The following is a 12970-nucleotide window of genomic DNA, read 5'->3' as shown; positions in this document are numbered from 1 at the left end:
CCCCGCGCCCGGCGCGGCGGGCGGGGCCCCGGCCGGGGCGGGCGCCCCCGCCCCCCCCCCCCCCCCCCCCCCCCCCCCGACCCGTCCGGGCCCCCCGACCGTCCGGGGGTCCACCACCGCATTCCGGCCCCGGACGGCGGTGTGACGCAGCGCCACGACCATTTCCGACCATTCCGCCCGATGGAGGAAATCACCGACGCGTCCGCCCGAATGGGCAACGAATTGGTACCGGTCTGCATATCATCGGCGGCGGCCCGCGGGGCCGTCGCTGCACATGTCTGCACCACGGTCCCAATGGAGGGAAATTCGTGCTGGTGAATTCGGTCGACGCCGGTCGAACGGCCTGATGGGGTACCCGCCGACCGGGACCGACGACCGGCCCGTCCGCCGCCCGGCCCCGCCCACCGCATCCCCGACCACCCCCCGGGGTGCCGCCCCGGCCCGACCAGGCGCCGTCCGGCCGGCCGGGGGACGGCCACCGGCCGGTCCCGGGCCGCGCCGGATGCCCCTGCGGATGACGGTGGCCCTGGTGCTCACCGTCGGCACCCTGGTCTGGCTCGCCCTGGCCGACGAGGACGGGTCCGGCGATCCGGCCGGGAGCGACTGTGCGACCGCGGCGGCCACGGTCGCCGACCTGAGCCCGGTGCAGACCCGCAACGCCCGGACCATCACCACGGTGGCCCGGGAACGGGGGCTGGACCGGTCGGCCGCCGAGATCGCGGTGGCGACGTCGCTGGCCGAGACCGGACTGATCAACTTCGCCAACGACGGGACGTCCGACCTGTCCGCCGCCGAGATCGGCCGGCCGCTGAGCCCGCTGGAGCGGGAGGTGGCCCGCCGGTCCCTGGCCTACCCGCACGACGAGGTCGGCAACAACCTCGATTCGATCGGCCTGTTCCAGCAGCGGCCGACGACCGGCTGGGGCGCGCCGGACAAGCTCATCGTGCCGCAGGCGGCGTCGGGGCTGTTCTACGACCATCTGGAACGGATTCCCGGCTGGTCGGCCGGGGTGCCCTGGCAGGTCGCCCAGCAGGTGCAGAGCTCGCCGTCCCGGGACGGCGGCATCTACGAGCAGTCCTACGCCCGGGCCGTCGTCGTGGTCGGTGCGCTCTGGGCCGAGCCGCTCTGCCCGGCCGCGTAGCCCCCGCCGCGCTCAGGCGCGGACGAGCGACCGGTTGGGCAGCACCGGGCGGCCGAACAGGGAGCTGAGCACCCCGGCCAGGCACAGGTACCAGGCCATCGCGCCGGCGACCAGGCCGACCCAGCCACCGGCCCGGGTCAGGGCGGTGACGCCCTCCAACGCGCCCAGGCCGAGCAGGAAGAAGGCCACCACGACGACCGCGAACAGGGCCGCCAGCACCAGGGTCGTCCGCAGGGCGCCGACGAACATCAGGACGGTGAAGATGCCCCAGCAGATGAGGAACCAGCCGGCGGCCGCACCGTGCTGCTCGGCCGGCACCCCGGGGGCGTAGAACGTGACGTAGGCCCAGAAGGACAGCCAGAAGCCGCCGTACGAGGAGAAGACGGTGGCCCCGAACACGTTTCCCTTCTTGAATTCCCACATTCCGGCCAGCAGCTGGGCGACGCCGCCGTAGGCCAGGGCGACGCCGAACACGACCGGTTCGGCGGACGCCGGCATCAGGCCGGAATTGGCCAGGCTGAGCAGGAAGGTGGTCAGCGCGAACGCGGCCAGCCCCAGCGGCGCCGGATCGGCGATCAGCTGGACCTGGGCCGACGCCATTTCCCGGGCCTGGGCGACCCGCCCGGCGGTCGGGTCGGACAGGTCGGGGACGAGGTCGGGTTCGGCGCGGTCGACGGTGGCGGTCATGGGGGAGCTCCTCTGCTCAGGGTGACGGCACGGACAGCACGGGACAGGGACAGCACGGATCGGGACAGGCAGGAACAGCACGGAAGAGCGCGGATCGGGACAGGCAGGGACAGCACGGAACGGCACGGAACAGCACGGAACGGGGCCGGCGCGCGGATCAACAACGCCGGCGCGGATCAACAACGGCCATCTGGGACCGGTGGGACGGCAGTCGCCGACTTCCTCCGCGCGGTGGGTCGGCCCCGGCGGGAGTGGGTCCGGGCGGCGGCACCGGTGAGGTGCCGCCGGTGACGGCGACGGCTCAGCAGGCGCTGGCCGCCAGCGGGGCGGGCTCGGCGGTCCGCAGCTCGTTCTTGCGGATCTTGCCGGTGGCGGTGCGGGGCAGCGCGTCGACGAACAGGACCTCGTCGGGCACCTTGTACCTGGCGATCAGGCCGGCGACGTGCGTGCGGATGTCGGCGGCGGTCGCCTCGGCGCCGGGCCGCAGGACGACGAACGCGCGCGGCCGTTCGCCCCATTTGGCGCTGGGCATCCCGACCACGGCGGCCTCGGCCACGGCGGGGTGGGACACGACGGAGTTCTCCACCTCGATCGTCGAGATGTTCTCGCCGCCCGAAATGATGATGTCCTTGGCCCGGTCCTTGAGCTCGATGTAGCCGTCCGGATGCATCACCCCCAGATCACCGCTGTGGAACCAGCCGCCGCGGAACGCCTGCGCGGTGGCGTCCTCGTCCCGGTAGTAGCCGGCCATCACGTTGTTGCCGCGCAGGACGATCTCGCCGACGGTGCGGCCGTCGGGGGTCACGTCGGCCATGTCGTCGTCGACCACCCGGGCGGACTCGGCCTGCAGCATCCCGACCCCCTGCCGGGACAGCATGCGGGCCCGGTCGGCCGGGGCCAGCTCGTCCCACGCGGACTGGTACTCGCAGATGGTGAACGGCCCGTACACCTCGGTCAGGCCGTACACGTGCACGACGGTGACGCCGAGCCCGTCGAGCTTCTCGATGATCGTCGGCGACGGCGGCGCGCCGGCCGTGGTGATGTGCAGCGGGCGGTCGAGGCGGTGGGCCCGTGGGGCGTCGGCGATCGTGCTGCAGACCGTGGGCGCGCCGCACAGGTGGGTCACCCCGAGGTCGTCCACCGCGGACCAGATCGCGTCGGCCCGGACCGCCCGCAGGGCGACGTGGGTGGCCCCCGCGCCGGTCACCGCCCAGGGCGTGCACCAGCCGTTGCAGTGGAACATGGGCAGCGTCCACAGGTAGACCGAGTCGCCGGTGAACTGGTTGTGGAAGATCTCGCCGAACGAGTTCAGGTAGGCCCCGCGATGGGTGTACATGACGCCCTTGGGCTTTCCGGTGGTCCCGGAGGTGTAGTTGATGCTGATGACCGTGCGCTCGTCGGCCACCGTCCACGGCAGCGGGTCGCCGTCCGCGCCGGCGGCCAGGAACGACTCGAACGACTCCTGACCGACATCCATTCCGCTGGACGCCAGACCGAACTCCGGGTCGGCGATCTCGATCACCCCGCGCAGGTGCGGGGAGGCCGCGAACGAGTTGCCGACGGTGGCGACCAGTTCGGCGTCCACGAACAGCAGCGTCGCCTCGGAATGGTTCAGGATGTAGTCGATCTCGGCCTTGGCCAGCCGGGAGTTCAGGGCCACCAGCACGCCCCCGGCCAGCGGCACGGCGAAGTGCGCGATGAGCATCTCCGGCACGTTCGGGGCGAGCACGACGACCCGGTCACCGGGCTCGATGCGGGCGCGCAGGGCGCGGGCGAAACGCTGCGCGGTGTCGGCGAACTCGGCGTAGGTGGAGCGCCGGTCGCCGTAGACGACGGCCTGCTTGGCCGGGTAGACCTCGGCCGCGCGCTGCAGGAAACGCAAGGGGGTGAGCGGGGAATCGTTGGCCGTGCTGATCATCGCGGTGACTCCTTTGTCGCGGCTGGGATGAGGCGGGTGGTTCACGAATGGTTCAGTGGAATGCGCTGATGCCGGTGAGGTCCCGCCCGATGAGCAGCGCCTGGATGCTCTCGGTGCCCTCGTAGGTGTGCAGCGACTCGATGTCGGCCAGGTGCCGGATGACGTGGTTCTCCAGCAGGATTCCGTTGCCGCCGAGCAGATCGCGGGCGATGGCGGCGAGCTCGCGGGCGCCCCGGGTGTTGGTGTACTTGGCCAGTGCGGCCTGGGTCGGGGTCAGTGTGCCGGCCTGGTCGAGGGCGGCCAGGTGCCGGCAGGTGAGCTGCATCGTGGTCAGCGTGGCCAGCATCCGGGTCAACCGTTCCTGGACCAGCTGGAACGAGGCGAGCGGCCGGCCGAACTGGACCCGGCCCCGGGCATAGGTCAGCGCCGCCTCGAACACCGCGGTGGCGTGCCCGAGGGCGGCCCAGGCGACGCCCAGCCGGGTGGCCAGCAGCACGGTGCCGGCGGACTTGAACCCGGTCGTGCCGGGCAGCACCGCGTCGAGGGGGATCCGGACGTCGCTGAGCGTGATGTGCGCCTGGTGGATCGCCCGCAGCGAGGCCTTCCCCCGGATGGTCTCGCCGCGGTAGCCGGGCGTGGACTGCTCGACCAGGAAGCCGCGGACCACCCCCTGTTCGGTGCGGGCCCAGACCACGGTCACGTCGCCGACCGACCCGTTGCCGATCCACTTCTTCTCGCCGTTGAGTACCCAGTGCTCGCCATCGCGGACGGCGGTGGTCTCCAGGGCGACCGAGTCCGAGCCGTGCGCCGGCTCGGTCAGGGCGAAGGCGCCCAGCTTCTCGCCCCGGGCCAGCGGCACCAGCCACGTGGCCTTCTGCTCGTCGCTGCCGAACAGCGCGATCGACCGCAGCGCCAACCCGCCCTGGACGGCGATGACGGTGCCCATCGAGCCGTCACCGCGGGAGATCTCCATGTTCACCAGCCCGGCGGCCAGCGGGGACATCGGGGTCAGGCCCGGTCCGGCCACGCCGTCGGTCAGCAGGTCGAGCCGGCCCAGCCGGCGGGCCAGGTGCACCGGGTACTCACCCGCGTCCCACGCCTCGTTGACCTCGTCGAGCGTCTCGTCGGCGAACGTCCGGGCCCGCGTCCAGAACTGCCGGTCGGCCTCGGGCACGTCGGCGAAGACGGCGTAGTAGTCGGTGTCCAGGGCCGTCGCCAACTCCCGGCCGGTCGGGCCGGATGCGGTCACGGGCGCGGCGCCGGCCGCCGGAGCAGTCGGAACTGTCGTCGGAACTGTCGCCGGAGCTGACGTCGGGGGCGTCGGGGGGGAGGTCATCACATCGGTCATCAGTCTGTCCTCGTCGTCGAGTGAAGGGGCGGCCGCGCGATGCATTCATCCTGATTGATACCGAGTGTCAGCGCAATGGCATCCAGTGCCATGTGAGCGACGCCACCGGCCCGGCCGATGAATTCGCTGCCGCCCCGCGGTCGGACGACCGTGACCCCGCGGACGCTTTCGACGCACTCGTGCAATAGTTGCGCCCGTGATACCTTCCTGCGCGTGAGTGCGACCACCGCCGAGGACCTGCTGACCGTCCTGGAGTCGTTCATCGGACGGCTGCACTGCGGCATCCAGACCGCCGGCATCGAGGCGCTGATCGCCGCCGATCTGACGTTCTCGCAGATGCGGACGTTGCTGGTGCTGAGCCAGCAGCCCGAGCCGGGTCCGATCCATGAGATCGCCACGCGGCTGGAGCTGTCCGTCGCCGCGGCCGGCCGGAACGTCGATCAGCTCGTCCGCCTCGGGCTGGTCGACCGCGTCGAGGACGACGCGGACCGGCGGGTCAAGCGGATCTCCCTGAGCGGTCGCGGTCGCACGCTCATCGCCACGTTCAAGGACGGCCAGCGCCGGTACGCCTTGGAACTGCTCGCCGACGTCGCCGAGCGGGACGCCCGTCATCTGATCGAGGCCCTGCGCCCGGTCATGGCGAAACTCGGTTGCCCCGAGCCGGGCCCTGCAGAAATCTCGACGGCAAGCCCACCATCGCCCCAGCTGTACCACCACCGACAGGAGATCCCTGTATGAGCAAGCACGCCGCCCCCGAGCCGGGCACCGCCCCCGGCGGGCCACCCGGTCCGGTTCCCGACCTCACCCCACCGGCCACGTCCGGCGCGCACGCCGCCCCGGCGGTGGCCGACGACAAGCTCGACGCGACCGTCTGGCGGATCGCCGGCGTCGTCGTGCTCGGCGCGATCATGTCGATCCTGGACGTCACGGTCGTCAGCGTCGCCCTGCCGACCTTCCAGGAGACGTTCAACGCCAGCTACGCCACCGTGGCCTGGACGATGACCGGCTACACCCTGGCGCTGGCCACCGTCATCCCGCTCACCGGCTGGGCGGCCGACCGGTTCGGCACCAAGCGCCTCTACATGCTGGCCCTGACGTTGTTCGTGGCCGGCTCGATCGCCTGCGGTCTGGCCTGGAGCATCGGGTCGCTGATCAGCTTCCGCGTGCTGCAGGGCCTGGGCGGCGGCATGCTCATGCCGCTGGGCATGACGATCATGACCCACGCCGCCGGCCCGCACCGGATCGGCCGGGTGATGGCCGTCCTGGGCGTGCCGATGCTGCTCGGCCCGATCTTCGGCCCGATCCTGGGCGGCTGGCTGATCGAGACCGCCAGCTGGCACTGGATCTTCTTCATCAACGTGCCGATCGGCGCGGTCGCGCTCTTCGCCGCCTGGCGGGTGCTGCCGCGGGACGAGCCGTCGCCCTCGGAGACCTTCGACTTCGTCGGCATGTTGTTGCTGTCGCCGGGCCTGGCCCTGTTCCTGTACGGCGTCTCGACGATTCCGGAGGAAGGCACGATCGCGTCGGCCAAGGTGCTGATCCCGGTCGTGGTCGGCCTGCTGCTGATGGCCGGCTTCGTGTTCCACGCGCTGCGCCGGCAGGACCATCCGCTGATCGACCTGCACCTGTTCAAGCGCAAGCAGCTGTCCGTCTCGGTCATCACGATGTCGCTGTTCGCGATCGCGTTCTTCGGCGCGATGCTGCTGTTCCCGACCTACTTCATCCAGGTGCGGGGGGAGAGCACGCTGACCGCTGGGCTGCTGCTCGCGCCGCAGGGTATCGGCGCCATGCTGACGATGCCGATCGCCGGCCGGCTGACCGACAAGATGGGTCCGGGCCGCTTCGTCATCACCGGTCTGATCCTGATCCTGATCGGCATGTCGGTCTTCACCCAGATCAGCTCGACGACGCCGATCCCGGTGCTGCTCGGGGCGCTGTTCGTCAACGGCCTGGGCATGGGCATGACGATGATGCCGGTGATGACGGCCGCGCTGGCCACCCTGCGGCACGCCGAGGTGGCCCGGGGGTCGACGCTGATGAACATCGTGCAGCAGTCGGCGGCCTCCATCGGCACCGCCGTCATGTCGGTCATCCTGACCAACCAGCTGATCAACAAGCCGGCGGTGCAGACCGCCTCGGCGCTGCAGGCCGACCCCTCGCTGGCCGCCACGATCCCGCCGGACCAGCTCGCGGCCCTGCAGACCGAGGTGCCGGCCCAGGCGGCCGAGGCGTTCGGCACCACCTTCTGGGTGGCGCTGATCATCCTGGCCTTCACGCTGATCCCGGCGTTCATGCTGCCCCGCAAGGCGCCGCAGGTCGCCGACGCGCCGGCCGCCCCGGTGGTCATGCACTGAGCGAAAGCCCGGCCACGGGCCCGTCCCCGACCCGGGGGCGGGCCCGTTCCCGTCGGGCGGAGGCCCGCCCAGGGCTCAGCGCTTGATCTCCACCAGCAGCACCCAGGCGTTGGTCATGCAGGCGAAGATGCCGGTGACGAACGCCGCGGCCAGCCAGTACAGCCCGCCGCCGGCTTCCACCATCAGGCTGATGCCGGCGACCACCAGCACCACGCACGGCAGCAGCATGATCAGCAGCGGCTCGACCCGGTAGATGAAGCGGTTGAGGGCGGGCGCGTCGTCGATGGTCTGCGGCTTGAGGGCCCGCGCGCTGAAGGCGGTCACGCAGATCCCCAGGACGGCGATCTCCAGGCCGATCGCCCAGCCCGGCTGGCCCGGGACGAGGCAGGCGATGCCGGCCAGGAGCAGGGTCAGCAGCATCACCACCGTGGCGGCCGCGCGTCCGGGCAGCCGCTGCTGATGGATGATCAGGTCGACGTTGATCGACAACGCGACGAAGAACAGCCCGGCGAGCGCGGCCATCGCCCCCACGGTGGCGACCATCAGGTCGGTCCAGGGTTCCAGGTCGTAGGCCACCGGGAGGTCCGCGGTCGAGGCGTCGATCATCGACGGATTATCTGGCCCGGGGTTCGGTCAGCCCATCACCCGCATGGTGTGCACGCGCAGCACCCGGCTCGGCCCGCGCAACGCCACCAGGCCCTCGATCCAGGCGCCGGTCACCTCGACCCGGTCGCCGATGCGCGCGACGATCCTCCCGTCGGGATCGTGAATCTCCGCAGAGACGCACTCCCAGCCGTCGGGCAGCCGCAGACTTGCCGGCCGGGCGCCGTCCGGGCGGATGTGCAGCCGGGCCCCGCCGACCACGTCCGCGGCCAGGTCACCCACGATCGAGGCGGTCAATCCGCACACTCCGTTCTTAATCGGACGCAAGAGGTAGCGGTGAATCTCATGTGAGGTTAACGTGCATTCATCTTCGCCCGGGTGGGATCGGACCTCCGGGCAACCCTTGACCGGGGGTACGCATGGGTCACGCACGCCGTTGGCTTGCCGTGGGTTCCGCAGTCCTGTTGTCCGTCTCGATCGGCGTCCCCAACGCCTGGGCCGCCCCTGATCCGGGCCGGTTCACCGCCACCGCGGTGGCGCCATCCGGGGAGCCGATCACCGTCGCGAAATCGGTCACCGGCCGTCTCGCGCAGAGTGATCCCGAACTCCTGGCGCGGACCGACGGTGCGTCGACCACGGTCATGGTGAAGCTGGACTACGACGCCGCCGCGGCCTACACCGGCGGCGTGGACGGGCTGGCCGCGACCAGCCCGAGCACCACCGGAAAGCCGCTGGACGTCGCCGATCCGGCCGTCGCGGGCTACCTGGACTACGCCAAGGGAGTCACCGACCAGGCGGCTGCCGCGATCACCGCGGCCGTCCCGGAGGCCACCGTCGGCCAGTCGTTCTCCCTGGTCTACGGCGGCCTGGCGGTCACCGTGCCGGCGGACAAGGCCAAGGCGTTGCTGGCGGTTCCCGGGGTCGCGGCGGTGCAGCAGGACCGGCTGGTCCAACCGGACCGGTCGGACACGTCCGCCGCGGCGTCCGCGACCGTCCCCGCGTCCGCCACCGGCTACTCCTCGCTCCCGTCCGACACCGCCGCCTTCATCGGCGCCGACAAGGTCTGGCCGTCGCTCGGCGGCCGGGACCGGGCCGGCTCCGGGGTGATCGTCGGTGTGCTGGACACCGGCATCTGGCCCGAGCACCCCATGCTGGCCGACAAGGGCCTGCCCGCCCCGAAGCCGACGCTGGACGGCAGCGCCCGCGACTGCGACTTCGGCGACGGCAGCGACCCGGCCCTGGGCCCGGCCTTCACCTGCAACAACAAGCTGATCGGCGCGTACACCTTCGTCCAGACGTACATGCAGCAGAACGGCGGGACGCCGGAGGGCAGCTACTGCCCGAGCGCCGACCGCTGCTCGGCCCGCGACTCGGACGGCCACGGCACGCACACCGCGACCACGGCCGCCGGTGACCACGTCGACAGCGCGCCGGTGTTCGGGGTCGACCGCGGTCCGATCAGCGGCATCGCCCCGGGTGCGTCGGTCATCTCCTACCGCGTCTGCCTCGAGCTCGGTTGCTACGGCTCGGACTCGGTGCAGGCGGTGCAGCGGGCGATCATCGACCGCGTCGACGTCATCAACTTCTCAATCGGCGGCGGCGCCAGCGCCTACTCCGATCCGGTCGAGCTGGCGTTCCTGGACGCCTACAAGGCGGGCATCCTGGTCAGCGCGTCGGCCGGCAACGACGGGCCGGAGCAGGCGACCGCCGAGCATTCCGGTCCGTGGGTGCTGACGGTGGCCGCGTCCACCGCCAACCGCTCGTTCTCGTCCACGCTCACCCTGACCGCGGCCGACGGCGCGACCTACACCAAGGCCGGTTCGACGATCACCGCCGGCATCAGCGGACCGGTGGTCAAGGGTGCCGACGTGCCCGGGTACGCCGGGGGCAAGCAGTGCTCGACGGCCTTCGCCGCCGGGTCGGTCACCGGGAAGATCGTCGTGTGCGAGCGGGGTGGCATCGGTCGCGTACAGAAGGGCTACAACGCCCTGCAGGGCGGCGCGATCGGGATGATCCTGTACAACCCGACCCCCTCCGACACCGAGACGGACAACCACTTCCTGCCGGCGATCCACCTCGAGGGTCCGAACGACGAGCTGCTGGCCTTCCTCGCCGCCCACGGCGACGTGACCGCCAGCTGGCCGGCCGGCCAGGTGCAGTCCAGCCAGGGCGACGTGATGGCCGGCTTCAGCTCGCGCGGCCCGGTCGGCGAGTTCATCAAGCCCGACATCACCGCGCCCGGCGTCCAGGTGCTGGCCGGCAACACCCCGACGCCGAACGAGATCCCGGCGGGTCCGCCCGGACAGCTCTACCAGGCGATCGCCGGCACCTCGATGTCGTCCCCGCACACCGCCGGCGCGTCCGCGCTGATCAAGGCGGCCCACCCGGACTGGACCCCGGGCCAGATCAAGTCGGCCCAGATGACCGCGTCCGTCCAGGATGTGGTCAACGCCGACGGCAGCCCGGCCGGCATCTGGGATCGCGGCGCCGGCTCGCTGCGGGTGGACCGGGCGGTCAAGCCCACGGTGACCTTCGACGTCACCGGCGCGGCCTACACCGCCTCGGTCACCGATCCGCTGCACCGGGTGGACCTGAACCTGCCGAGCATCAAGGTCGACCCGCTGCCCGGCGCCATCCAGGTGACCCGCACCCTGACCAACGTCTCCGGCAAGGCGCAGACCTTCACCGCCAGCGCCACCGCGGATGCCGGTCTGGGGATCACCATCAGCCCCAACCGGTTCCGCGTTCCCGCCGGCGGGTCGGCCACCATCACGGTGGTACTCGACGGGCTGAAGGCCACCGACGGCGACACGCTGACCGGCCAGATCACGCTCAAGCCGTCGACGGGCGGGGCGACCCCGGTGGTGCTGCCGGTCGCGGCGACGATCGGGCAGGCGCCGATCAGCCTCGCCCAGAGCTGCACGCCGACGACGATCAAGGTGTTCGCGACGACCACCTGTGCGGTCACCGCGACCAACACGTTGCCCGTCGAGGCGCCGGTGTCGATGCAGACCCTGGGCACGATGTGGGCGCAGTCGGCCACCGCGCCGGCCAAGCGGAACTGGTTCGGCGCCAGCTGGTCCGGCACGCTGGCCGCGGCGGTCGCGCCCGAGGTGAAGACCATCACCCCGGGGGCGAGTCCGGGTGGCGGGTACCTGCCGCTCAGCGCCTTCGGCATCGCCCCGGTCTCCGGTCTGGGCGACGAGAACATCGTCAACTTCGACGTCCCGGGCTTCCTGTGGGGCGGTGAGTCGTACGACAAGGTCGGGGTCGACACCAACGGGTACATCGTGGTCGGCGGCGGGACCAGTTCCGATAACAACTGCTGTGATCCCGCGCTGCCGAGCACGGCGCCGCCGAACAACGTCATCGCGCCCTACTGGACCGACCTGAGCCTGGACCCGGCGTCCGGCGGCGGCGAGATCCGGGTCGGCACGCTGACCGACGGCACCACCTCGTGGCTGATCGTCGACTACTCCAAAGTCAGGGCGTACGGATCGGCGCTGGAGAACACCTTCCAGATCTGGATCCAGCTGGGCAGCACCGAGGGCACCTGGATGTCCTACGGGTCGATCGGCGGCGCCAACGGGCAGCCGCTGGTGATCGGTGCCGAGAACCGCACCGGATCCAGTGGGGTGACCCTCCCCTCGGTGGCGTCGAACTCCGAGTACGCCATCACCACCTCGCCGCCGGTGTTCAGCACGGCCTCGTACTCGGTGACCTTCCGGTCGCTGTTCGCGGGCAAGAACACCGTGGCGACCATCATGCGGTCCCCGGCGATCCGGGCGACGGCCATCGCGTCCACGACGATCACCGTGACGCGGTAGACCGGATCGGCGCCCGGGCACGGGCGCCGGTGCTCGGCGCAGGCGCCGGGTCGAACCACCTCTCCCCTCCGGAGGTGGTGCGGCCCGGCGTCGTGCCGTTCCGGATGGCTTCGTTCCGTCAATCGAAGCCGGTCACCCGGGTGATGCTCACTCGAACGACTCGACCGCAACGCTAACCCGCCGTAAGTTCGAAGCGCGACCATTGGAGTGGGATCCCACCCGTCCGAGGCCGCTTCACCACCCGGTCGAGAACACACGGTGTTCGTTTTGGCCGACTTCTGCGGGCATGGTCGATTCACCCGGATGAGCGGCCGGAGTGGCCGGCGGCGCGGGGACAGCGGCATCGTGTCCGTGTTCGAAATAGTGGCTCTTAGCTGCAGTTCCACTGTTGTCTGGACGACCTTCTCCCACTAGAATCGAACGTATGTCGACGATTGCCGATGCTGCGGCCGCGTTCCTCGCGGCGTTGCTGTCGGCGCCGGTTGACGGGGCGGGGGATGCGGCGCGGGTTGATGAGCTGGCGGTGTTGGAGCGGGTGAAGGGGGCGGTGGCGGCGCGGCAGGCGCGGGTGACGGACGCGTTCGCTGTGTCGCAGCGGGCGGTGCTCGGGGCGGTGGGGGTGTCGCCGGTCGAGGTGAGCCGGTCGGTGTGCGGGCAGGTGGCGTTGGCGCGGCGGGATTCGGCGGCGCGGGGGAACCGGCATGTGGGGTTGGCGCGGGCGTTGGTGCGGGAGATGCCGGGGGTGTTGGGGGTGCTCGCGCGGGGCGAGACCACGGAGTGGCGGGCCACGGTGATCGTGCGGGAGACGGCGCATCTGCCGGTGGAGCAGCGGGTGCAGGTCGACGCGGCGATCGCCGGCGGGTTGGCCGGGTGGGGCGACGCGCAGACCCAGCGGGAGGTGCGGGCGTGGGCGCAGCGGTTGGACCCGGGCGGGGCGGCGCAGCGGGCGGCGAAGGCGGCCGGGGATCGTCGGGTGACGATCCGGCCGGCGCCGGACTGCATGACGTATGTGACGGCGTTGCTGCCGGTCAAGGACGGTGTGGCGGTGTACGGGGAGTTGTATCGGGCGGCGATGGCCGGGGCCGGTCGGGG

Annotated in this window: 10 protein-coding genes; 5 read left to right on the top strand and 5 right to left on the bottom strand. The window is 71.5% G+C overall.

Features of this window, described 5'->3' with window-relative positions:
- Positions 1 to 514 precede the first annotated feature (514 nt).
- Complete coding sequence (locus ACOJUF_RS02280) at positions 515 to 1141, top strand: hypothetical protein (protein ID WP_420120244.1); 627 nt, start codon at positions 515 to 517, stop codon at positions 1139 to 1141.
- A 12-nt stretch (positions 1142 to 1153) separates the two neighbouring features.
- On the opposite strand, the gene ACOJUF_RS02275 is transcribed toward ACOJUF_RS02280, so the two are convergent.
- The 3 genes from ACOJUF_RS02275 to ACOJUF_RS02265 form a co-directional block, all read right to left on the bottom strand.
- Entirely contained in the window at positions 1154 to 1828 is a 675-nt protein-coding gene (locus tag ACOJUF_RS02275) for an acetate uptake transporter (RefSeq protein ID WP_420120243.1), read from the bottom strand.
- Between the two features lie 301 nt (positions 1829 to 2129).
- Positions 2130 to 3746: an AMP-binding protein gene (locus tag ACOJUF_RS02270; protein WP_420120242.1), complete on the bottom strand. Its 1617-nt coding sequence runs from the start codon at positions 3744 to 3746 to the stop codon at positions 2130 to 2132.
- A 52-nt stretch (positions 3747 to 3798) separates the two neighbouring features.
- Positions 3799 to 5082 carry an acyl-CoA dehydrogenase family protein gene (locus tag ACOJUF_RS02265; protein ID WP_420120245.1) on the bottom strand — a complete coding sequence of 428 codons (1284 nt, stop codon included), beginning with the start codon at positions 5080 to 5082 and terminating at the stop codon, positions 3799 to 3801.
- 225 nt (positions 5083 to 5307) lie between these two features.
- Here ACOJUF_RS02265 and ACOJUF_RS02260 point away from each other — a divergent pair, with 225 nt between their 5' ends.
- Both ACOJUF_RS02260 and ACOJUF_RS02255 read left to right on the top strand, forming a co-directional pair.
- The gene (locus ACOJUF_RS02260; protein WP_420120241.1) at positions 5308 to 5832 is read left to right on the top strand and encodes a MarR family winged helix-turn-helix transcriptional regulator; all 525 of its coding nucleotides are present in this window, start codon (positions 5308 to 5310) and stop codon (positions 5830 to 5832) included.
- Entirely contained in the window at positions 5829 to 7448 is a 1620-nt protein-coding gene (locus ACOJUF_RS02255) for a DHA2 family efflux MFS transporter permease subunit (RefSeq protein WP_420120240.1), read from the top strand. Before ACOJUF_RS02260 ends, ACOJUF_RS02255 begins: the two co-directional genes overlap by 4 nt.
- 75 nt (positions 7449 to 7523) lie before the next feature.
- Here the strand turns inward: ACOJUF_RS02255 and ACOJUF_RS02250 are convergent, their stop codons facing one another.
- A complete protein-coding gene (locus ACOJUF_RS02250; protein ID WP_420120239.1) occupies positions 7524 to 8054 on the bottom strand; it encodes a hypothetical protein in 531 nt (176 codons plus the stop codon).
- Positions 8055 to 8081: 27 nt separating this feature from the next.
- Positions 8082 to 8348 carry a hypothetical protein gene (locus tag ACOJUF_RS02245; RefSeq protein WP_420120238.1) on the bottom strand — a complete coding sequence of 89 codons (267 nt, stop codon included), beginning with the start codon at positions 8346 to 8348 and terminating at the stop codon, positions 8082 to 8084.
- A gap of 167 nt (positions 8349 to 8515) precedes the next feature.
- Here ACOJUF_RS02245 and ACOJUF_RS02240 point away from each other — a divergent pair, with 167 nt between their 5' ends.
- Both ACOJUF_RS02240 and ACOJUF_RS02235 read left to right on the top strand, forming a co-directional pair.
- Entirely contained in the window at positions 8516 to 11878 is a 3363-nt protein-coding gene (locus tag ACOJUF_RS02240; protein WP_420120237.1) for a S8 family serine peptidase, read from the top strand.
- A 424-nt stretch (positions 11879 to 12302) separates the two neighbouring features.
- Positions 12303 to 12970: DUF222 domain-containing protein (locus ACOJUF_RS02235; RefSeq protein WP_420120236.1), on the top strand; the 668-nt coding region annotated here is incomplete at its 3' end.

Origin of the sequence: Nakamurella sp. (assembly GCF_048594475.1) — a bacterium.
GTDB lineage: Bacteria > Actinomycetota > Actinomycetes > Mycobacteriales > Nakamurellaceae > Nakamurella.
The sequence above is the reverse complement of the archived record's forward strand: the minus strand, read 5'-3'. Positions and strand labels throughout refer to the sequence as shown.

Bases quoted from the DNA above. Each gene is read 5' to 3' on its own strand.
- ACOJUF_RS02270 (WP_420120242.1), bottom strand. From the start codon at position 3,746: ATGATCAGCACGGCCAACGATTCCCCGCTCACCCCCTTGCGTTTCCTG.
- ACOJUF_RS02280 (WP_420120244.1), top strand. From the start codon at position 515: ATGACGGTGGCCCTGGTGCTCACCGTCGGCACCCTGGTCTGGCTCGCC.
- ACOJUF_RS02275 (WP_420120243.1), bottom strand. From the start codon at position 1,828: ATGACCGCCACCGTCGACCGCGCCGAACCCGACCTCGTCCCCGACCTG.
- ACOJUF_RS02265 (WP_420120245.1), bottom strand. From the start codon at position 5,082: ATGACCTCCCCCCCGACGCCCCCGACGTCAGCTCCGGCGACAGTTCCG.
- ACOJUF_RS02250 (WP_420120239.1), bottom strand. From the start codon at position 8,054: ATGATCGACGCCTCGACCGCGGACCTCCCGGTGGCCTACGACCTGGAA.
- ACOJUF_RS02255 (WP_420120240.1), top strand. From the start codon at position 5,829: ATGAGCAAGCACGCCGCCCCCGAGCCGGGCACCGCCCCCGGCGGGCCA.